We start from the raw sequence: 21,065 nt of genomic DNA on the forward strand, positions 1-21,065 counted from the left end.
GCCGGCATGTCCGGTGGGCAGCGCGGGCGGCATCGAGACCACGCACTCGGAGTCGGAGGGGGCGAGGATCGCGGATGGCCCGACGGCAGGCCCGATTCACCGCGCAGGACCTGGCGGACGATTCCCGGCTGCGGGACCACTCTCCCGATCTGTGGAGAGAGGACCTGGGGGAGGTGCAGCGCCGGCTGCTGTCGTCGGCGGTCCGCTGCTTCGCCGCGAACGGATTCCACGCCACGACCACGCGCGACATCGCCGAGTGCGTCGGGCTCAGCCCGGCCGCCCTCTACGTCCACTTCCCGTCGAAGGAACTGGTCCTGTTCGAGATCATCCGGGCCGGCCATGAGCGGGTGCTGGCGCATGTCCGCGATCCGTCCATCCTGGCCCTGGACGGTTCGGCGGAGCGGCTGCGCGCCATCGTCTCGGCGTACACCGTGTGGCACGCCCGCCACCACGTGACCGCGCGGGTCTGCCAGATGGAGCTGAACGGTCTCACGCCCGAGCACTACGGCGAGATCGTGGAGCTGCGCCACCAGACCAACGGGTACTTCAGGGGCGCGGTCGCGCGCGGGGTGGCCGACGGGGCGTTCGCGAAGGTCGACGTCAAGCGGGTCACGCGCGCGATGTTGTCGCTGACCATCGACCTGGTCCGCTGGTACCGGCTCGACGGTCCCGACTCCCCCGAGCAGCTCGGCGAGTTCTACGCCGACCTCGCGCTGAAGCTGCTCGCCCCCGTCTAGGACGCGGCGGGCGGGCAGTCCGAGCCCCGTCACCGGTTGACAAGCGACCGCTCACAGCCTGACTATGCGCTTAGTAACCTCGGCGGACTCCGATCAGACCCCTGCCCGTTGTGCTCTGGAGGCCCCATTGCATGCCCTGACGCAGGACCTGACCACCACTTCATGCGGACGGCCTGCCGTTCCTCGTCCGCATGCGTGACCATGCCGTGCCCGCGCCCCGAACCGCAGGAGCGCCGACCCACCGCACATGGACGGATGCACCGATGACCGTGCGATCACCCCTCACATCGTGCAACGTCTTCCTCGATCTGCTGGCCCGCGAGGCCGCGCCCGTCGAGTTCGAGGAGCCGGTGGTCTCGGCCCGCGCGGCGGGCGCGGCGCCCGAGACGCTGGCGCAGCTGGAGGCCGCCAAGCTCGCGGCGCTGCGGGTGAGCGCCGGCATGCGGCGGCAGGCCCGCCGCGAGGCCGAGCTGACCGCGCTGTTCGACCTGGCCGGCGACCTGGCCGCGCTCCGCGACCTGGACGCGATCCTGGAGGCGGTCGTGCGCCGGGCCCGGCGGCTGCTGAACGCCGACATCGCGTACGTGACGCTGAACGACGACGAGCGCGGCGAGACCCGCATGCGGATGACCGACGGATCGATCTCGGCGGCCTTCCGGCGGCTGCGGATCCCGCTGGGCGACGGGCTGGGCGGGCTGGTGGCGCAGACGGCGATGCCGTACAGCACCGACCACTACGCGGCGGACCCGCAGTTCCGGCACCGCGCCCACATCGACGCGGCGGTGGCCGAGGAGGCGCTGGTGTCGATCCTGGGCGTGCCGATGCGGCTGGGCAGCCGGGTGATCGGCGTGCTGTACGCGGCCAACCGCAGCGAGCGGCCGTTCGCCCCGGAGAAGGCGGTGCTGCTGGGCTCGCTGGCGGCGCACGCGGCCCTGGCCGTCGACAACGCGCGGCTGCTGGCTCGGACCCGCACGGCGCTGGAGGAACTGGACGCGGTCAACGGGCGGATCCGGGCGCGCGGCGCGGCGATCGAGCGGGCCGCCCAGGCGCACGACCGGATGACCGCCCTGGTCGTCAGGGGCGGGGACGCCGGTGACGTGGCCGCGGTGGTCACCGAGGTGCTGGGCGGAACGCTGCACGTCCTTGACGCGGACGGCCGCTGCCTGGCCACGTCGGGCGACCAGGTGCCGCTCGCCGAGGACGAGATCTCCGCCGTCATGGCCGTCGCCGGTGCCGTCCACAACCGGGGCGGCACGACCCGGCACGGCGACCTGTGGATCTCGCCGGTCGCGACCCCCGGCGAGGTGCTCGGCACGCTGGTGTTACGCACCGCGGCGGAGCTCGGCGACGCCGACCGGCGCATCCTGGAACGCGCCGCGCTGGTCACCGCGCTGCTGTTGCTGCTGCGGTCCAGCGCGGCCGAGGCCGAGGCACGAGTGCAGGGCGAGCTGCTGGACGACCTGCTGGACGGCCGGGTGGACGGCAGAGCGGACGGCAGGGTGGACGGCAGGGCGGACGGATCCGCGGCGCTGGAGGCGCGGATGCGCCGGGCGAATCTGGAGGCGGATGCCCCTTACGTGGTGCTGTCGGCCAGGTACGCCTCGCCCAGGCATCGCGGGCGTGCCGCGTTCTGGGCGGCCTCGCACGCGGCGGCGGCACACGGGCTGGCGGCGGCCCGCGGTGAGGAGATCGTCCTGCTGCTGCCGGGGGACGTGCCGGGCGAGACCGCGCGCCGGGTCGCCAAGGAGCTGGGCGCGGCGCTGGCGGCGCCCGTGACCGTCGGCGCGGCCGGGCCGATCCGCGATCTCACCCGCGATCTCACCGGGGTCCCCGCCGCGCACCGGGAGGCGCGGCGCTGCGCCGACACGCTGCTGGCCCTCGACCGGCTGGACGACGGCGCCGACGCCCGCGAGCTCGGATTCGTCGGCCTGCTGATCGGCACCCACCGCGACGCCCGCGGTTTCCTGGACTCGACGCTGGGCCCGGTGCTCGACTACGACGCCCGCCGCGGCACGTCCCTGGTCAGGACGCTGGAGACGTACTTCAGCAGCAGGTGCGGGCCGTCCAGGACCGCCGAGCGCCTGCACGTGCACATCAACACCGTCCACCAGCGGCTGCATCGCGTCAGTCGCCTGCTGGGTGCGGACTGGCAGGAGCCCGAGCGTGCTCTGGAGATCCAGCTGGCTCTCCGCCTGCACCGTCTGCGGGGCTGAGCGGCGGACGCGCCGCGCGCCGGGAGGCCGCCAGGTGGCGGGCCGTTCCCCAGATGCCGCGGCGGAACAGCAGCACGATCACGATGAAGATCGTGCCCGTGACGATCCCGATCCCCTCGAACCCGGCGGTCGCCAGGAAGTCCTGGAGCTGGACGACCAGGCCGGCGCCAATGGCCCCGCCCCACAGCGTGCCGATGCCGCCGAGGATGACCATCATCACGACCTGCCCGGAGGTGGTCCAGTAGAGCCCGTCGAGCGAGGCGAAGCCGTGCCCGATGGCGAAGACGCCCCCGGCCGTCCCGGACAGCGCGGCGGACAGGACGAAGGCCAGCAGCCGGTAGCGCTCGACGGGGTAGCCGAGGGCACGCGCGCGGGCCGGGTTGTCCCGGATCGACACCAGCACCCGGCCGAACGGCGAGCGGACGATCCGCCAGGCGGCGAACAGCCCGGCCAGCACGAACGGCAGGCCAGCGTAGTAGAAGAAGAACGGGTCGGACAGGTCGAGGCCGAACAGCTCGCGGGGGATGCCCTGCAGCCCGTTCTCCCCGCCGGTGACGTCCCGCCACTGGTTGGCCACGAAATAGATCATCTGGGCGAAGGCCAGGGTGACCATCGCGAAGTAGATCCCGGTCAGCCGTACCGACAGCAGGCCGATCGGCAGCGCCAGCAGCGCCGCGAACACCGCGCCGCCGACGATCGCGACAGGGAACGGCACCCCGCCGTGCAGCACGATCAGGCCGGTGCAGTACGCCGACCCGCCCCAGAACGCGGCGTGCCCGAACGACAGCAGGCCGGTGAAACCCAGCAGCAGGTCCACCGCCGCGGCGAACAGCGCCCAGCAGGCGATGTCCAGCGCGACCGGCGGGTAGACCAGCCACGGCAGCACGAGGGCGGCGAGGAGCCCGAGCACCAGGAGCACGATCCCGCCCCGGCCCGAGCGGGCCAGCCTGGACAAGATCACCGGTACGCCTCCTCACGTCCGAACAGCCCGGCCGGGCGCCACAGCAGCACGGCGGCCATCAGGATGAACACCGTGATCTGGGAGAGCGCGGGCACGTACAGGTTGCCCAGCGCCGACACCAGCCCGACGGCGAACCCCGCGGCGACCGAGCCGAACACCGAGCCAAGGCCCCCGATCACCACCACGGCGAAGACGGTGATGATCAGGTCGGCGCCCATCAGCGGGTTGACCGCGCGCATCGGCGCGGCCAGCACCCCGGCGAACGCGGCCAGCGCGATCCCGAAGCCGAACACCGGGGTCACCCAGCGGCCGACGTCGATGCCCAGCGCCCGGGTCAGCTCGGGCCGCTCGGTCGCGGCTCTGACGATCATCCCGATCCGGGTCCGGGTGAGCACCACCCACACCGCGACGCACATCAGGACCGACACCGCCAGCACGAACACCTGGTAGGCCGGGTAGGTGAACAGCCCGAGGTCGACCGTGCCGGCCAGCTCGGGCGGCCGGGGGTAGGGCTGGGAGTTGACCCCGTACTCCCGCCGCACCAGGTCCTGCAGGATCAGCGCCAGCCCGAAGGTGAACAGGAAGTTGTAGAGCGGGTCGAGCGGCGTCAGCCGCCGGACGAACAGCCGCTCCAGGACGGCGCCCGCCACGCCCAGCAGCAGCGGGACCAGCGCCAGTGACACCCAGAAGTTCAGGTCGAACGCGTCGAGCGCGATGAACGCCCCGAAGGCGCCGAGCATGTAGAACGCGCCGTGGGCGAGGTTGACCACGCCGAGCATGCCGAAGATGACGGCCAGGCCGAGGGCGAGCAGGGCGTAGAACGCCCCGCCCACCAGTCCGTTGAACGCTTGCTGGAGCACTCCGGCCGCCTACAGCCTGCACGCCGGGTCGGGCTGCGGCTGGAACGCCTCCGCGGCCGGGATCGTCTTGAGGACCTTCTCGTAGTCGTACGGCTCCTTGACCTCGCTGGACGGCTTGACCTGCGCCAGGTACGCGTCGTGCAGCAGCAGGTGGTCCTGGGCGCGGATGGTGCCGTTGCGGACGAACATGTCCTCGACCGCGTGGCCCTCCAGCTGCGCGACCACCTTGTCGGAGTTGTCGGTGCCGGCGCGCTGCACGGCCTCCAGGTACTGCAGGCCGGCCGAGTAGTTGGCGGCCATGTTGGAGGTCGGCCGCTTGCCCGTCTTCGCCTGGAACCTGTCGGCCCAGGCCCGGGTCTGCTCGTCGAAGTTCCAGGACCACATGGTGGTGTAGCGGGTGCCGGCCAGGGCGTCGGGCCCGAGCGAGTGGATGTCGCTGAGCGCCAGCAGCCCGAGCGCGAGCTGCACGCCCTTGTCGCGCAGCTTGTACTCGTTGTATTGCTTCACCAGGTTGACCAGGTCACCGCCGGCGTGCATGGTGCCGAGCACCTGCGGTTTGGGATCGAGGCCGGGCGCCTTGAGCAGGAACGTGGAGAAGTTGTCGTTGGGGAACGGGGTCGGGTCGGCCTCGACCACCGCGCCGCCGGCCGCCTGGATCGCCGTGCTGAAGGTCTTGTTCATATCCTGCCCGAACGCGTAGTCGGGGTAGACGATGTACCAGTTGCTGGCGCCGGACCTGGTCACCTCCGTGCCGGTGCCGTGGGCCAGCATGTAGCTGTTGTAGCCGTAGTGGAAGGTGTACTTGTTGCACGCCTTGCCCTCCAGCTCGGTGCTGGCGGCGCCGACGTCGATGAACACCTTCTTCTTGTTCTTGGCGACGGTGGCGACGGCGAGCGCGGCGGACGAGGTGGGCACGTCCAGGATCACGTCGGCGTGCTCGCGGTCGTAGAGCTCCTGCGCCTTGGAGTTGGCGATCTCGGGCTTGTTCTGGTGGTCGGCGGCCACCACCTCGACCTTCTTGGCCACCGCCTTGTCGCCGTACTTGGCCCGGTAGTCGTCCACCGCCATCCTGACGGCCTCGACCGTGCTGCGGCCCGAGGTGTCGGCGTAGATGCCCGACTGGTCGTTCAGCACGGCCAGCACCACCCCGCCGTCACTGATCGCTCCCCCGCCGCCGCCCGGCCCGCCCCCGCATCCGGCCAGCAGCAGCCCCGCGGCGGCCAGCCCGCCGCTCCAGCCCGTGATTCTCATTACGGCATCTCCTCTGTTCCCGGGGCGCTCGGCCGTTCTGTCGCTGGGGGTGGCGGTCGTCAGATTCCGAGGTATTCGAGCAGTTGGTGCTCGCGTTCGCGTACCTGGTCGCGGTCCAGCGATTCGACGATCCGCCCCTCGGCGAGCAGGTAGTGGCGGTCGGCGACGGCGGCGGCGAAGTGCACGTTCTGCTCCACCAGCAGCACCGTCGTGCCCGCCGCCCGCACCTCGCGCAGGATCTCGCCGATCCGCTGGACGAACAGCGGCGACAGGCCCTCGGTGGGCTCGTCGCACAGCAGCAGCCGGGCGCCCGTCCGCAGCACCCGGGCGAGCACGAGCATCTGCTGCTCGCCGCCCGACAGCGTCGTCCCCGGCGACCGGCGCCGCTCCTTCAGGTGCGGGAACGTCTCGTACACGCGCTCCAGCGACCACGGCTCAGGGCCGCCTCCGGCCTTCCCCACCGGCGCGAGCGTGAGGTTCTCCTCCACCGACAGGGTGGCGAAGATGCCGCGGTCGTCCGGAACGTAACCGAGCCCGCGGCGGGCCCTGGCGTGCGGGGGGAGCCCGGTGATGTCGCCGTCGGACAGGGTGATCGTGCCCGCGGTTCTGCCGTACGCGCCGTGCAGGCCCATCAGGCAGCGCAGCAGCGTGGTCTTGCCCGCGCCGTTGCGGCCGACCAGCGTGACGATCTCGCCCTCGTCGACCCGCATCGACACCTCGCGCAGCGCCTGCGCCTCGCCGTACCAGGCGGACAGCCCGTCAACGCGCAACATCGGAGTCCCCCAGGTAGGCGGTGATGACGCGGGGGTCGCGGCGGATCTCGGCGTAGCGCCCCTCGACCAGCACCTTGCCGTGCTGCAGCACGGTCACCCGGTCGGCGAGGCTGGCGACCACGTTCATGTTGTGCTCGACCATGACCACGGTGCGGCCCGCGCGGATCGCGCGTACGAGCTCGATGGTGCGCTCCACGTCCTCCGCGCCCATCCCGGCCGTCGGCTCGTCGAGCAGCAGCACCCTGGGGTCCAGCGCCAGGGCGAGCGCCAGTTCCAGCGCCCGCTTGCGCCCGTACGACAGCGAGCCCGCCGGCACGTCACCGTGGCCGGCCAGCCCGACCCGGGCGAGCAGTTCCGCGGCGGGCGCGGTGAAGTGGGCCAGCGCCCGGTCAGAGCGCCAGAACCGCCAGCCCAGACCGGTCGGGCTCGCCAGCGCCAGCTCCACGTGCTGGAGCGGGGTCAGCTCGGCGAACAGGCTGGTGATCTGGAACGAGCGCGCCAGGCCCAGACGGCTGATCGCCTCGGGGCTGCGCCCGACCAGCTCCCTCCGGCCGTCGATCACGACGCTGCCGGCGGTCGGCCTCAGGAAGCCCGTGAGCAGGTTGAACAGGGTGGTCTTGCCGGCGCCGTTGGGTCCTACCAGAGCGTGCACGCTGCCCTCGGCCACGTCCAGGTCGACGCCGTCCACGGCCCGGAAGCCGCGGAACTCCCTGACCAGCCCCCGCGCCCGCAGGACGGGGACGGATCCGGCATCGTGCGGGCCTGCCGTGGGACCTCCTCCCATGCACCCTCCTCACGCATCACAAGGTGACCCGGGACACCGTGAACGCTAGGTGGCGGCCCGGACGGCGGACCAGGTGACGTGCCTCCACATTCCGGCGGCCCGATATGCGATGGCACACACCGAATCCGCGATCGGACGTCCCCATGACGCTTCGGGCCGGGCCGGAAGACTCGTCGGCCGGAAAGCGGTGGATGTCGTGTCCACAGGTCGCCGGTGAACAGTGGCGAGCCCATACGTCGCCGTACCCGACGCCGTCGATCACCATGGCGTCCACCACGGCCTGACCGATGGGAGTCGCACATGCCCCTTCTTCTTCGCAGATCCGCTGTCCTCTCGGCCCTGCTGGCGTCACTCCTGGCCTTCCCCCTGGCGCCGGTGGCCTCAGCCGCGCCGGCGGACGCCCGCTGCGCCCGCATCGGCAAGATCCACGTACCGGGCGCGCAGCACCAGGTCGCCGCCTGCCTGGACGATCTGACCACCGCCGGCACGTCCGCCTCGGGGCACACCGATCCGGCCGACTGGGCGGGACTGCACTCGGCGGCCACCCGCAACCCGAGCGGCGTGCCGGGGATCCAGATCGACGGCTACTTCCAGGACACCTCCACCGCCAACCCCACCCACGGCTGGAACCACGACTCCCAGTTCGTGATCCGGCTCCCCGAGAAATGGAACGGCGGCCTGGTGATCGCCGGGGCGCCGGGGAACCGCCGCCAGTACGCCAACGACTTCACCATCTCCGACTGGGTGCTGGCCAAGGGCTACGCCTACGCCTCGACCGACAAGGGCAACGTCGACCTGCAGTTCTACAAGGACGGCAGGCGGCCGGGCGACGCCATCCTCGAGTGGTACCACCGGATGACCCAGGTCACCGTCGCCGCCAGGACGACCGTCGCCCGCCACTACGGCAGGAAGCTCCACAAGACGTACGCGATGGGCATCTCCAACGGCGGCCAGCTGGTGCGCTGGGCGCTGGAGAACCACCCCGAGCTGTACGACGGCGGCGTCGACTCGGAAGGCACGTTCTGGCCGCCGGACAACCGGCCGAACGCGCTGACCTACCTGCCGGTGGCGCTGCGCGAGTACCCCAAGTACGCCGCGACCGGCGACCAGGAGGCGCACGCCGCGATGCTCCGGGCCGGCTTCGCCCCCGGCTCGGAGTTCCTGTGGGACTTCAACTACCGCATCCTCTGGGACGGCACGCAGCGCCGGTACCGCGAGGAGGTCGACCCGGACTTCGACGGCGACCTGGACGCGGGCATCCCGTACTGCCAGAGCGGCACGCCCGGCTGCGACGCCGACTACGACTACTACGCGCGCCCGAAGAGCGTGCACCAGGCGGTGCGGCGGGCCTCGCACACCGGCCGCATCGGCAAGCCGCTGATCACCGTGCAGGGGACGCTGGACACCCTGCTGCCGATCAAGGTCCACGGCGACGCGTACGCCGCGTCGGTGCGTGCGCAGGGGATGGCCGCGCGGCACCGCTACTACCGGATCGAGGGCGCCTCCCACCTCGACCTCGAATACGACATGTTCCCTGACCGGATGCGGCCCCTGCTCCCCTGCATGCGCACGGCGTTCGAGGCCCTCGAACGCTGGACGGCCGGGCAGCAGCCCCCGCCCAGTGCCACGATCCCCCGCCAGACCGCCGGCGACGTGGCCAACACCTGCGCCATCAGCTGACGGCCGCACCGCCGGCCAGCTCGCCGGCCCGGGCACGGATGAGCCGCCGGACGATGAGTGCGGACGGCGAGGGCCGGCTGTCCTGACGCTGCGTCAGGCACAGGTGGACGGGGTCCGCGTCGGACAAGGGAAGCCAGACCACATCGGCGATGTCGGCCGAGGTGTCGAACCGGGCGAGGATGCCGACCCCGGCACCTTGGCCGACCATCACCTTGACGGTCCGCGCCGACATGGCCTGCACGACGACGTCGGGGGCCGCCACGTGCCGGTGCAGCGTCTCCCACAGCACCGTGCCCGCCCGCATGGTGACGATCGGCCAGGTCTCGAGATCACGCCACTGGATGTGGTCGCGCCCGGCCAGTGGATGGTCCGTACGCGCGTACGCCCCGACGGGGGCGGAGATGAGCGGTATCCGGCGCAGCCCCGGCGCGGCCGGGCTCGACGGCATGGTCACCACCCCGAAGTCCAGCGCGCCGTCGAGCACGGCGGCCTCGATGGCGGCCGACGCCCCTTCCCGGACCGCGAACCGCAGCCCGGGATGATATTGGCGCAACCGGCCCACGACCGGCGCGATGATGGTCTCCACGGTCACCGTGACGCCGCCGATCTGCACCCGCCCCCGATACGCGCCGCTCGACTCCATCGCCGACTCGCGCACCGCCTCCTCGGCCGCCACCAGCCGGCGCAGCGGCTCGATCAGGGCCTGGCCCGCCGGAGTCGGGCGCACGCCGTGCCGGCTGCGGGTGAGCAGGACGACGTCGAGCTCCTCCTCCAGCAGCGCGATCTGCTGCCCGACGGTGGGCTGGCTGACACCGCACCGGGCCGCCGCCCCACGCAGCGACCCCGCCTCGACCGAGGCCAGAAAGTACCGCGCCCGTTCCACCCGCATCGCGCCACCATAAAGGCAGAACCTTTCACCTGTGAACTGCTTCCACGTCTTCCCGTCGCTCCGACGGCGCGGAATCGTGACCGGTGGTGTCGAGGTGAAAGGAATACCAAGTGTCTGACCGCCCGCTCAGCGGTGTGCGTGTCCTGGACGTGTCGACGATCCTGGCCGGGCCCCTGGCGTCCGCGCTGCTCGGCGAGTTCGGCGCCGAGGTGATCAAGGTCGAGCATCCCGTCACGGGCGACCCGGCGCGCCACTACCCGCCGCTGGAGGACGGCGAGTCGGCCGCCTGGTCGATGATCGGCCGCGGCAAGCGGAGCGTCACCATCGACCTGCACCACGCCGAGGCGGCCCAGCTGGTCGGCCGGCTGGCCGCGGCCGTGGACATCGTGGTGACCAACTTCCGCCCGGCGACGTTGCGCCGGTTCCGCATCGACTTCGACGACCTGCGGGCGTACCGGCCGGATCTGGTGATGATCCAGGTGAGCGCGTTCGGCCGCACCGGCCCCTACGCCGACCGCCCCGGCTTCGCCCGCGTCGCGGAGGCCTTCGCGGGCCTCACCCACCGCACCGGCACCCCCGAGGGGCCGCCCGTGTTCGCCGGCTATCCCGTGGCCGACGGTGTCACCGGCATCTACGCCGCCTTCGCGGCCATGCTCGCGCTGCGCCAGCGCGACCGCACCGGACAGGCCCAGCTGGCCGACATCCCCCTCTACGAGCCGTTGCTGCGGATGATGGAGGACTTCATCGTCGAGTACGGCGCGTCCGGCGAGACCCGCGAGCGCCAGGGCAACCGCAACCCGCACATCAGCCCCAACGACCTCTACCGCACCCGCGACGGCCGCTGGCTGGCCCTGCCCGCCTCCACCGAGCAGATGTGGCGCCGCCTGGTCAAGGTGATGGACGCGGGCGACCTCGCCGTCCACGACTCCATGACCGCCCGGCTGGAGCACCGCGAGGAGATCGAGGCGCGGGTCGCCGCCTTCGTCGCGGCACACGATCTCGAACCGCTGATGTCGCTGCTCCACGACGCCGGAGTGGCCGCCGGGCCGGTGAACTCGGCGGCCGACATCTGCGCCGACCCGCACATCCGCGCCCGCGGCTCGGTGGTGGAGGTGCCGGACGGCAGGACCGGCCGCCCACGGCTCATGCAGGCTCCGGCCGGGCGCTTCTCCGGGTTCGACGCCACGATCGGCGGCGCCGCGCCGGCCCTCGGCGAGCACACCGCCGACGTACTGCGGGACCTCGCCGGGCTCGCCGACCCGGAGATCCATGACCTGCGCCACCGAGGAGTGGTCTGACCCGGAAAGAGCGTGCTCATGACCATGGCAACCCTGTCCATCATCGTGCTGGCCGTCCTGCTCGCGGCGACCCTGATCCCCGGCTTCGACCTCGGCCTCGGCGCCCTGGCGGCGGCGTTCCTGCTCGGGCTCGCCGCCGGCGTCCCGACGAACGACGTGACGGCGTTCTTCCCGGCCGACTTCTTCGTGCTCATCGTCGGGGTGACGGCCCTGTTCGCCGTCGCCCAGCTCAACGGGACCCTCGACTGGCTACTCGACCTGCTGCTCCGGCTGGCCGGCGGCCGGCTCGTCCTGATCGCCCTGGCGCCGTTCGCCATCGGCGCCGTACTCACCGCGGCCGGCACCCTGCCCGCGGCCGCGACCGCCATCGTCTCCCCCATCGCGCTCGGCTTCGCCGCCCGGTACCGGATCTCCCCCATGATCGCCGCCGTCCTGGGCGTCACCGGCATCATCAGCGGGCTGCTCTCGCCGCTCGCCGTCTACGGCGTCACCGCCCGCGAGCTGGGCACCAAGCTCGACCTCGGCCTGCCCGGCTCGGCCCCGGTGACCTTCCTGGCCGGCGGGCTGCTCGCCGGGCTGGTCGTGTGCGCGGGCTGCCTGGCCGTCGGCCGGTTGAACGGCGGCATCCCTCGCGGCCGCGCCTCCACCCCGGCCGATTCCCCGGCACCCCCGTCCAGCACCACCACCACCGCACCGGCCAGCCCCGCCTCCGACCCCACCCCCGCGTTCAGCCCCGCCCCCGCCCCCGCGTTCAGCCCGGCTTCCGCCCCCGACCCCGCACCCGCCTCCGACCCCGTTCCCGCGTCCGACCCCGTTCCCGCGTCCGACGCCACCGCCGGCACCGCCAGCACCGCCTGTGCCAGGACGGCAACGGCCGACCTCGCCGACTCGTCCGACCGGGCCGACCCGGCCGCGCCCGCGGCAGGGGCGCAGCGCCCCGGAGCACGCGCCTTCACGCTGCTCTGCATGGCCGCCGTCGTCATCCTGTCCGTCGGCTTAGACATGAACGTCGGCTATCTCGGCCTGACCGCGGCGCTGATCCTGCAACTGGCCTTCCGGCTGCCGCTCGGCGCCATCGTGTCCAGGATCCCGTGGAACGTGGTCCTGCTGATCGGCGGCCTGCTGACCTACGTGGGCCTGATGCAGCACCTGGGCGCGTTCAAGCAGATCAGCGAGCTCCTCGGGGTGGCGGGCTCGCCGCTGCTCAGCCTGCTGGTGCTGTGCTACGTCGCCGGCATCACCTCCTTCGCCGCCAGTTCCATCGCGGTGTTCGCGACCGTCATGCCCCTCCTGCCGCCACTGGTGGCCGCCGGCGTCTCCCCGGTCGGCGGCGTGCTCGCCCTGGCCCTGGCCTCGGTGCTGGTCGACCTCAACCCGCTCGGCATCACCGGCGGCCTCATCCTCGGTGCCGCCGAGCCCTCGGCCAGATCCCGCCTGTTCCGCCAGTTGCTCATCTACGGCCTGATCTCGATCGTCGTCGCCCCCATCCTGACCTGGGCCGCCTTCGGCTGGTGGTGAACCGGCAGGGACAGAAGGCAGGCGTACGGCCTTCAGACGGTGCAATCGGCCCCAGGCGACGTACGCGCCCGTCAGGGAAACCGCCCTTACGTAAAGCGCCGTTATTGGACGGCGAATGAAAAGCAACTTCGCAAATCGAGCATCGACCGGCTCAAGAACTTCCGGGCGTGGCAATCCGATACGGCAAGCGTGCCTACATCTTTCCCGGGCTTTATCAAGCGCTTTGAGCACTCATTTGAGTCAGCGTAGGAGCCATGGCGTTCACCGCAGTTCACGACGAGATTTGAAGCGGTACAGGTCGTTCCAGTGCCCGCCCCGACGGCGGCTTACGCCGCTCCTACTCGGTGCTCGTCAAGTCACCCCGTCCCTCACTGACGATGTACGGCCGGGCGCCGTCGCGGTCGTAAGCCTCGTAAACGACGCCCTGCCCCCTGCCCCCTGCCCCAGGCGGCGAATGGTTCGGCCGCCCACCTGGTCGCTCCTCACCTGTCGTCGAGCTGAACCCGGGCCGGCGCTCTGACCGAGCACGCGCAAGATCGAGTCGACCAACAGTTGGATTTCCTGCCGCTCAACCTGGAGGATCCGATCGGCTTGCGGCCCTGCTCATCGCGATCTTCCGGGAGATACGGCTCAGTAGTCGGCGACCGTGATCTTCACGCGGACCGAGCCGTCGTTGTCGCGCAGGCAACCGTCGGCGTCGTTGACGCGCAGCTCGAGGAAGCCTGCCTGGCGCGCCTGGATCAAAGCACTCCTGCCGACCTTGTAGTGGGCGCCGTTGATCTTCGCGATCATCGAGCCGTACGGGTGCCCGTTGAGGATCTTGCACCCCTGGTAGATCCTGCGGTCGATGTGCCTGGCGTAGCCGGCCGAGGACACGTAGGGGAACTTGCGGTAGTCGACCGTCCACCGGCCGGTGACGTAGTGGATCCGTACCATGTCGCCTGGCTCGACGTACACGCCCGCGTGCTGCCAGCCGCTCTCCGAGTTGATCCATTTGCTTTTGCCGTAGGACGACGTGGCCGAGGCAGGCGAGGCGCCGGCGAGGACGCAACTGCCGGCGGTGAGTGTGGCGAGGAACAGGGTGGTCAGCTTCGATCGCATCTGTGGATGCCCTTCCGGAGTCTGTTTTTATGTTCCTTGTACATTTGGGTTGGATAGCGCCAGGGGAAGGAAGGTTCGCGGCCTTACGATCTTTTTTCCGCCGCCACTCACGTGTACCCCGCCTCAAAAGTCATTCGGATCAGATCTCACCAGGACAATGAGGTCCTGGTGCGGGGAGATGCGTTAAGCGGCTGATCCCAAAAAGGTGACCTGCGCCCGGCGCAGGCCACCCTCCAGCGAAAGCCGCGCCGGCCGGCATCCCGTCAAGCGGCGTCGAGCGCTTCGGTGATCTTGCGGCTCATGTCCGTCACGGTGGGGCTTGGCCGGCCCTGGTGGGTGCGGGCGGACGCTTCGACGGCGACGAGGACGGTGCGGCGGAAGTTGTCGGCCTCTTCCGGGGCCTGCTCCTTGAGCAGGGCCATGGCCGCGGTCAGGGCCGGCAACACCTGGTCGGCGATGGCGGCTACGGACTTGCTGTCCAGCTTCAGTTCCTTGGGGTACGTGGCGAGCACGTGCCCGACCAGCCCGGTCGCGGAGGACAGGGCGATGGAGCCCTCGGTGGCGGCCTTGTGGGGCGAGCCGGCGGCATCGGCGGCGGACATCAGCGTGACGGCGCCGTACGCGGCGGTGCGCAGGGTGAGCTTGTCCTGGTCGGTGAGGGTGACGGACATGGTCGTGTGCTCCTTGATCGTGTTCTGACGTTCGATGGATCGGATGAGGGGTGGAACGCGGTCCTGGTGGGTGCCAGGGGTGTCTGGATGGCTGAGGCGGGGGTCGCCGAGGGAGTCCCGCCCTCGGCGGCCCACCGGCGTCAGTCGTCGATGGCCTGGTAGAGGGTGGTCCAGAAGTCGTTCATCAGGTGCGCCGGGTTCGGCACGGTGTAGCCGAGCTGGCAGAGCAGGATGCCGGTGAGCTGGTTGGCCGGGTCGGCGTAGGCCGAGGTGCCGCTGCCGCCGTCCCAGCCGAACTGGCCGATGGGGGCGTAGTCGCCGCGGTAGGTGCGTACCGCCATGCCGTAGCCCCAGCCGCCGTGCTGGCCCTGGCCGAAGGAGATGTGCACGTTGTCGGTGGCCATGGCGTGGCGGGCGGCCTGCTGCTCGGGCGTGAGCCGGTTGGTGGTCATCAGCTCGACGGCGGACCGGGACAGGATCCGCCTGCCCTGGTGGGTGCCGCCGTTGAGCAGCATCCGGAAGTAGGCGTGGTAGTCGTCGGCCGTGGAGACCAGCCCGCCACCGCCGCCCTGGAACGCCGGCGGCCGGCTCCAGCGTCCGCCCTTGGCCTCGTCCCAGACCAGGAACTCGCCGGTGGCCGGGTCGGGCGCGTACAGGGTGGGCAGCCGGTCGATCTGGTCGGCGGGCACGTGGAAGCCGGTGTCCTTCATACCGAGGGGCTCGAAGATGCGCTCGCGCAGGAACTCCTCGAACGACTGGCCGGTGACCCGGGCCACCAGCACGCCTACCAGGTCGTTGCTGAGGTGGTACTGCCAGCGCTCCCCGGGCTGGTACTGCAGCGGCAGCTCGCCCAGGCGGCGGATCCACTCGTCCGGCCCGGGCTGCGGCTCCGGTCCCGAGGGAGTGAGGTTCTGCTCGAAGATCGCGTTCATGATCGGGGTGCCCAGCGATGTCATGTCCATGCCGAGCCCGAAGGTGGAGGCCAGCACGTCCCGTACGGTAATCGGCCGGCGCGCCGGCGCGGTGTCGTCCAGCGGGGCGTCGGGCCGCGTCAGCACCTGGCGGTTGGCCAGTTCCGGCAGCCACGCATCCACCACGTCGTCCAGCCGCAGCCGGCACTCGTCCAGCAACACCATCGCCGCCGCCATCGACAGCGGCTTGGAGGTGGAGGCCATCCGGAAGATCGTGTCCCGGCGCACCGGCGCGCCACCGTCATGCCGCATCGTGCCGAGCGCCTCGACGTGCGTCCGGCCGCCCCGGCTGACCAGGGCGACCAGCCCGGGGATCTTCCCGGACTCGACATGCCGCGCCAGCACCTCACGCAGCCTGCGCAGCCCCGCTGCGGAGAAGCCGCTGTCGCTGTGTTCCATCATGAATCTCCTTGCCGACAGTGTTCGATCTTGCGAAAACCGCGTCCCGGTGCGCCGCTCATGCGTGTCCATGAGCGGCGCGTGCGGGCCGGGGGTGAGCTCGGCGTGGCCCGGTTCGCGACCCGAGGCCGGGAGCGGTGGGCCTTGCATGGGGTCAACCATCGCCGAACGCTCTGATACCGGGCTGTCGCCGTCCTGACACCGCCGCTGACACGACCCCTGCGGGCGATGACGTTGCCGGGGTATGGGGGCGGCGCTGCTGTCGGCTCGGATCCGGGGGCCGAGGAAGAGGCGCCCGCGCGTGCGCGCGCCGCCCGCTACTTCACCCGGCCTGACATCGCATCCGTCCATGCGCGGCGCCCCTCCGGCGCGATGGGCGCTGATCTGGTGCACAGCCGTCGAGAGCAACCTCATCCGGGCTCGCGCTCGCCCGGGTTCAGGCTCACTCGACACATCGGCCCCGTGGAGGTGGTCAGGCCGGTCGTCGTCTTCCCCGGGCCACCCGGACCGGCCCTGAACGGTCACCGGCCCGCACCTGCAGCGAGATCGCGCGGGCCGTCCACGTCGACCCCACGTTGCGGCGCCGCGCGCCTCGAAGGCTGCTGGGAATGGTCGGCGATTCCCTCGCGCCATCGCTCCCTCAACCGGGGGGTACCGCCGACCGACGTGGCGGCATCCGCCTCACATCAGTGAACTTCTGATCGATTCCGGAGCTGACACTTCCGAGCGCCTATTTGGCCACGTACTGCTGGACGAGCTCGTCTGTGGCCCGCGCGACATGGTCGAGGTCGGCCCCGAGCGTGACCAGCACCTGGGCCGCCGCACTCGCACGATCGCGGACGAGCCCGAGCAGGAGGTGCTCGGTCCCGATGTAGTCGAGGCCGCGCTGCAAGGACTCCTGGTCCGCCGACTGGAGGACTTCGCCGGCCGACGGGGTGAACGGAAGGTGCCCCGACGCAGCGGTCTGGCCTCGGCCCTGGCTCTCCTCAACCTGCCGGCGAACGCCGTCAAGGCTCAGGCCCAGGTTCTTGAGAACCGTGGCGCCCACGCCCCCATCCTCGCGGATCAGACCGAGGAGAACATGCTCGGTACCGATGTAGTCGTGGTTGAGCATCCTGGCCTCGTCCTGGGACAGGACGACCACACGCCGCGCCCGGTCGGTCAACTTATGGAACATCCCGCAGCTCCTCGCAAAGCAGTTGGTCAGGCCGATGACTTTGTTTCATCGATACGCATGCTAGGGAGCGACCGACAAATGATCAAAGTTCGCTGTTGCTCGCGGGTGGAGCTGCCGGTGACCGAGTGTTGGCGCCGGTGTTCGGGATCGAGCCGGGCGATCCGCGATCGGGCTCAGCGGTCGGTGGGCAGCGGGACGCGGTCAGCCGCGCGGGCGCACGCGATAAACCAGGCGACGTCATTGGTCGCTCCCGCGATAATGGCCGACGTGAAGCAGGTCGAGGTCGTCGTCGCCCATCACGAGTGCGCGACCCTGCGCGTCGGCGACGTGTTCCTGAAGGTCGACGCTGATCAGACGCGCACCGACGTCGAGGTCGAGGCGATGGCCATGGCGCCGGTCCCGACACCGGAGGTCCTGTGGCGGAAGCCGCCCGTGCTCGCGCTCGCCGCCCTCCGAGGGACGGCGCTCGGCCGCCTCGGCAAGCCGTCGATCGCGTCGCCGGCGGCGTGGGCCGCGGCGGGTGCCGCCGCACGGATGCTGCACGACGCGCCGCTGCCGCCATGGCCCGGTCGGAGCATCGACGAGATCGCATCGCGCCTCGACGGCGAATGCGAGTGGCTCGTCACGAACGGCGTCCTTCCCACCGACCTGGTCACGCGCAACCGCCGGGTTGCCGAGGCCGCGCTAAAGCCGTGGACACCGGTGTTCACGCACGGCGACCTGCAGGTCAGCCACGTGTTCGTCGACGGTGACGAGATCACCGGCGTGATCGACTGGTCCGAGGCGGCCCAGGGCGACGCCTTGCACGATCTCGCCATCTTGACGCTTGGTCACGAGGAGCACCTTGGCGACGTCGTCGCCGGCTACGGCACCCACGTCGACCTCGACGTGATCCGCGCGTGGTGGTCGTTGCGAAGCCTGCTGGCGATCCGCTGGCTGGTCGAGCACGGCTTCGACCCGTTCCTGCCCGGCTGCGAGGTCGACGTGCTGAGAGCCCGGATGTGAGGCTGCACGAGCCCGACGGGCGCCTCGGCCGAGGACCAGCGACTGCGCCGGGTTGGCGGAGCGTACGAGCACGCACCGAGCACGCCCGCGACCACTGCTCCCTTCGGCGCGCGCAGAGTCTCCGGGATGGCCGCGGCGTTCGTACGGTGGCCGACCGGACGCTACGACGTGACGTCCACCACGACCTTGCCGACCGCGCCGCTCTCCACCGCGCGATGCGCGTCGGCCGTGCGCTCGAGCGGAAAGCGGATCAGCGGCAGGCCGTGCTCCTCGCCGACCGGCAGCGCGCCGGCGCGGACGGCGGCGGCGACGTCCTCGACGGCCGCGGCGCGCGCCTCCGGACCGACCGTGTAGAGCACCAGGAACTGCAAGCGTGTGTTCAGCACCATGTTCTGGAGCACGTCCAGTTCGACCGGCTTGCCGCCGTCGTTGGCGTAGGTCGAGATCGTGCCGCGCGTCCGCAGCACGGCGAGGTCGAGTGCGAGGTTCGCGCCCAGCGCCACCTCGGCGACGATGTCGACGCCATGCGGGGCGATCCTGCGGATCTCAGCGGCCGGGTCGCCCTCGCGATAGTTGACCACGTGATGGGCCCCGGCGGCGGTGGCCAGCCGGGCTTTCTCCGGGCTGCTGATTGTGCTGATCACGGTGGCGCCGGCCCATCGGGCGAGCTGGATCACCGCGTGCCCGACCGCTCCGGCCCCGCCCGCGGCGAGCACCACTTTGCCGTCGAGCGCCCCGGGCCGCAGCCGGCCCGGGCCGTCCTCGGCGACCGTGAGCGCGCGGTGAGCGGTGAGCGCGGGGACGCCGAGTGAGGCGCCGACGTCGAAGCCGGCCTCGTCGGGCAGCGGCACGGCCTGTTCGGCGGGCACGACGGTGAACTCGGCGGCGGTACCGGTGGGCCGCCCGGCGGCGGCCATGAACAGCCAGACCCGCTGACCGACCCGGCTCCGGTCGATCCCCTCACCGACGGCGTCGATCGTGCCGGCGCCGTCGAGGTGCGGGGTGACCTCGGGGAAGTGCTTGGGATGGGAGGCGCCGGAGCGGGCCTGCCAGTCGGTTGGATTGACCCCGGAGACGGCGACCCGGACCCGGACCTCGCCGGGGCCGGGCGCGGGCAGGTCACGGTCGACAAGCTGGAGAACGTCGGGGGCGCCGTTGTCGCGGTAGATGATGGCCTTCATGATCCGTCCTTTTGGCCTGGTGGAGCGGGGCCTCCCGGCACGGCCCGGCGTTCCGTCAGGGTGTGTGGTGGGCCGGGTCGCGTCGGTTCCGGTCAGCCGAGAGGGACCTCGTTGGAGCGGGACTCGATGGCATCGAGGGTGGCGAGGGTCGCGGCGTCGAAGGCGATCTCGCTGACCGCCATGTTGGCCTCCAGGTGGGCGGGGTCGGCGGTGCCGGGGATGAGCAGTACGTTCGGGGCGTGGTGCAGCAGCCAGGCGAGGCCGACCTGGGAGGGCGTGACGCCCAGGGCCCTGGCCACGGCGTGCACCGCCGGCTCGTCGCCCGCCTTGGGCAGGCCCGGGAAGGCCCCGCCGAGCGGGAAGAACGGCACCCAGGCGATGCCCTCGGCCGCGCACAGCCGCAGCAGCTCCTCGTCGTCGCGGGAGACGAGACTGTACGCGTTCTGCACGCAGACGATGCCGGCCGGCAGGGCGCGGCGCAGGCCGTCGAGGGTGACGCTGCTCAGGCCGATCGCGCCGATCTTGCCCTCGTCACGCAGGGCGATCATCATCGCGAGCTGGTCGTCGAGGTCGACGACCTGGTCGCCCTCGGGACGCAGCCCCGGGCCGGTGTCCAGGCGGCGGAGGTTGACGACCGCGAGGCGGTCGACGCCGAGGCTGCGCAGGTTGTCCTCGACACTGGCGCGCAGCTGCTCGGGCCGCTGTGCCGGACGCAGCGGCGCGCGCCCGCCGGGGTCGGGGTCAGCGCCGACCTTCGTGACGACCAGGACGTCGTCCTCGGGACGCAGTGCCTCGCGGATCACGTCGTTGGCGAAACCGAAACCATAGAACTCGGCGGTGTCCACGTGGTCGACGCCCAGCTCGACCGCGCGGCGCAGCAGCGCGACGGCCTCCTCGCGGCGATCGTGCAGGCGCTCGAGCTGCAGCGCGCCGTACCCGATCCGGTGAACGGAGCGGTCGGCGAACGACGCGGTCGCGGTGGTCATGACGCTGTCTCCTCGGTCGATGATCGCAAGGCGATGTACAGCAGTTCGGCCTGGTAGAGCGCCATGAGCCGGTGGGCGATCGGGGCGGCGCGCTCCCGGGCCGCGGCCGGCTCGTGGCGCTCGACCTTGACGAGCCAGGCCGTGACGCAGTCGTGCAGCATCGCGCGCATCCGCTCGGTCATGTCGACGACGATGTCGCGGACGTCCGGGTCGGTGGTCGCCTCAGCCCAGGTCTGCACGCCGACCCGGGCCTCGGCGGGGTCGACCGCGGCGATCAGGCGGGAGAGCAGCTCGTCAGGGCCGGGCGGGGCGTCGCCCGCGGCGTACTCGCCGAGGACGTCGGCGCGCTTGGCGAACACCTCGCGGGCGGCGGCCCGGACCAGGTCGGCCTTGTCGCGGTAGTGCGCGTAGATCGAGCCGGCCGAGAGGCCGGACTCGGCGGTGATGTCGGCGATCGAGGTCCGCTTCAGGCCGTTACGACCGAAGCAGCGTACGGCGGCCTCGGCGATCTGGGCACGCCGGAGTTCCTTGCGCGCGTCGGTGAGCCGCGGCACCACACCTCCACAAAGAGAATGACGGTTCTGCTTGTGGAGCACACTAACAGAATGCT

19 protein-coding genes are annotated in these 21,065 nt (G+C 71.4%); 6 read left to right on the forward strand and 13 right to left on the reverse strand.

Annotated features, from left to right (window positions below):
• Window positions 1-74 precede the first annotated feature (74 nt).
• Both ACTWPW_RS17730 and ACTWPW_RS17735 read left to right on the forward strand, forming a co-directional pair.
• The gene (locus ACTWPW_RS17730) at window positions 75-737 is read left to right on the forward strand and encodes a TetR/AcrR family transcriptional regulator (RefSeq protein ID WP_375110998.1); all 663 of its coding nucleotides are present in this window, start codon (window positions 75-77) and stop codon (window positions 735-737) included.
• Window positions 738-1,000: 263 nt separating this feature from the next.
• Window positions 1,001-2,950, forward strand: a complete 1,950-nt coding sequence (locus tag ACTWPW_RS17735; protein ID WP_443169296.1) for a helix-turn-helix domain-containing protein — start codon at window positions 1,001-1,003, stop codon at window positions 2,948-2,950.
• Here ACTWPW_RS17735 and ACTWPW_RS17740 read toward each other — a convergent pair.
• The 5 genes from ACTWPW_RS17740 to ACTWPW_RS17760 are packed head-to-tail and all read right to left on the reverse strand — an operon-like array spanning window position 2,862 to window position 7,579.
• Entirely contained in the window at window positions 2,862-3,911 is a 1,050-nt protein-coding gene (locus tag ACTWPW_RS17740) for a branched-chain amino acid ABC transporter permease (RefSeq protein WP_375111002.1), read from the reverse strand. The two genes, ACTWPW_RS17735 and ACTWPW_RS17740, sit on opposite strands and share 89 nt — an antisense overlap.
• Window positions 3,908-4,771 carry a branched-chain amino acid ABC transporter permease gene (locus tag ACTWPW_RS17745; protein ID WP_364132069.1) on the reverse strand — a complete coding sequence of 288 codons (864 nt, stop codon included), beginning with the start codon at window positions 4,769-4,771 and terminating at the stop codon, window positions 3,908-3,910. Before ACTWPW_RS17745 ends, ACTWPW_RS17740 begins: the two co-directional genes overlap by 4 nt.
• A 9-nt stretch (window positions 4,772-4,780) precedes the next feature.
• Window positions 4,781-6,022 (reverse strand): ABC transporter substrate-binding protein, encoded by a 1,242-nt coding sequence (locus tag ACTWPW_RS17750; protein ID WP_375111004.1) that lies wholly within the window; start codon window positions 6,020-6,022, stop codon window positions 4,781-4,783.
• Between the two features lie 59 nt (window positions 6,023-6,081).
• The gene (locus ACTWPW_RS17755; RefSeq protein WP_443169297.1) at window positions 6,082-6,795 is read right to left on the reverse strand and encodes an ABC transporter ATP-binding protein; all 714 of its coding nucleotides are present in this window, start codon (window positions 6,793-6,795) and stop codon (window positions 6,082-6,084) included.
• A complete protein-coding gene (locus ACTWPW_RS17760) occupies window positions 6,782-7,579 on the reverse strand; it encodes an ABC transporter ATP-binding protein (protein WP_375111006.1) in 798 nt (265 codons plus the stop codon). Before ACTWPW_RS17760 ends, ACTWPW_RS17755 begins: the two co-directional genes overlap by 14 nt.
• 300 nt (window positions 7,580-7,879) lie before the next feature.
• On the opposite strand from ACTWPW_RS17760, the gene ACTWPW_RS17765 reads away from it, so the two are divergent.
• On the forward strand, window positions 7,880-9,259 hold the full coding sequence (locus tag ACTWPW_RS17765; RefSeq protein ID WP_443169298.1) for a tannase/feruloyl esterase family alpha/beta hydrolase: 1,380 nt from the start codon (window positions 7,880-7,882) through the stop codon (window positions 9,257-9,259).
• Here ACTWPW_RS17765 and ACTWPW_RS17770 read toward each other — a convergent pair.
• Window positions 9,252-10,148 (reverse strand): LysR family transcriptional regulator, encoded by an 897-nt coding sequence (locus ACTWPW_RS17770; protein ID WP_375111008.1) that lies wholly within the window; start codon window positions 10,146-10,148, stop codon window positions 9,252-9,254. The two genes, ACTWPW_RS17765 and ACTWPW_RS17770, sit on opposite strands and share 8 nt — an antisense overlap.
• Before the next feature lie 110 nt (window positions 10,149-10,258).
• Here ACTWPW_RS17770 and ACTWPW_RS17775 point away from each other — a divergent pair, with 110 nt between their 5' ends.
• Window positions 10,259-11,446, forward strand: coding sequence for a CaiB/BaiF CoA transferase family protein (locus tag ACTWPW_RS17775; protein ID WP_443169299.1), 1,188 nt, complete (start codon window positions 10,259-10,261; stop codon window positions 11,444-11,446).
• A gap of 18 nt (window positions 11,447-11,464) precedes the next feature.
• Complete coding sequence (locus ACTWPW_RS17780; protein WP_443169300.1) at window positions 11,465-12,964, forward strand: SLC13 family permease; 1,500 nt, start codon at window positions 11,465-11,467, stop codon at window positions 12,962-12,964.
• A gap of 630 nt (window positions 12,965-13,594) precedes the next feature.
• Here the strand turns inward: ACTWPW_RS17780 and ACTWPW_RS17785 are convergent.
• The 4 genes from ACTWPW_RS17785 to ACTWPW_RS17800 all read right to left on the reverse strand — a co-directional run bounded on the left by ACTWPW_RS17785 (window position 13,595) and on the right by ACTWPW_RS17800 (window position 17,283).
• Complete coding sequence (locus ACTWPW_RS17785) at window positions 13,595-14,065, reverse strand: hypothetical protein (RefSeq protein WP_443169301.1); 471 nt, start codon at window positions 14,063-14,065, stop codon at window positions 13,595-13,597.
• 263 nt (window positions 14,066-14,328) lie between these two features.
• Window positions 14,329-14,736, reverse strand: a complete 408-nt coding sequence (locus ACTWPW_RS17790; protein ID WP_443169302.1) for a hypothetical protein — start codon at window positions 14,734-14,736, stop codon at window positions 14,329-14,331.
• A gap of 140 nt (window positions 14,737-14,876) precedes the next feature.
• Complete coding sequence (locus ACTWPW_RS17795) at window positions 14,877-16,109, reverse strand: serine hydrolase domain-containing protein (RefSeq protein ID WP_443169303.1); 1,233 nt, start codon at window positions 16,107-16,109, stop codon at window positions 14,877-14,879.
• Window positions 16,110-16,836: 727 nt separating this feature from the next.
• Entirely contained in the window at window positions 16,837-17,283 is a 447-nt protein-coding gene (locus ACTWPW_RS17800; RefSeq protein ID WP_375111015.1) for a Clp protease N-terminal domain-containing protein, read from the reverse strand.
• Between the two features lie 258 nt (window positions 17,284-17,541).
• Here ACTWPW_RS17800 and ACTWPW_RS17805 point away from each other — a divergent pair, with 258 nt between their 5' ends.
• Window positions 17,542-18,288: a phosphotransferase family protein gene (locus ACTWPW_RS17805; RefSeq protein WP_443169304.1), complete on the forward strand. Its 747-nt coding sequence runs from the start codon at window positions 17,542-17,544 to the stop codon at window positions 18,286-18,288.
• 161 nt (window positions 18,289-18,449) lie between these two features.
• On the opposite strand, the gene ACTWPW_RS17810 is transcribed toward ACTWPW_RS17805, so the two are convergent.
• From ACTWPW_RS17810 to ACTWPW_RS17820, 3 genes are all read right to left on the reverse strand, one after another.
• On the reverse strand, window positions 18,450-19,469 hold the full coding sequence (locus ACTWPW_RS17810) for an NADPH:quinone reductase (RefSeq protein WP_443169305.1): 1,020 nt from the start codon (window positions 19,467-19,469) through the stop codon (window positions 18,450-18,452).
• 92 nt (window positions 19,470-19,561) lie between these two features.
• Window positions 19,562-20,455, reverse strand: a complete 894-nt coding sequence (locus ACTWPW_RS17815) for an aldo/keto reductase (protein WP_375111020.1) — start codon at window positions 20,453-20,455, stop codon at window positions 19,562-19,564.
• Entirely contained in the window at window positions 20,452-21,009 is a 558-nt protein-coding gene (locus ACTWPW_RS17820; RefSeq protein ID WP_443169306.1) for a TetR/AcrR family transcriptional regulator, read from the reverse strand. The genes ACTWPW_RS17815 and ACTWPW_RS17820 overlap by 4 nt, the downstream gene beginning before the upstream one ends.
• Between the last annotated feature and the right edge of the window lie 56 nt (window positions 21,010-21,065).

Origin of the sequence: Nonomuraea sp. KM90, from assembly GCF_052246675.1 — a bacterium.
Taxonomy (GTDB): domain Bacteria; phylum Actinomycetota; class Actinomycetes; order Streptosporangiales; family Streptosporangiaceae; genus Nonomuraea.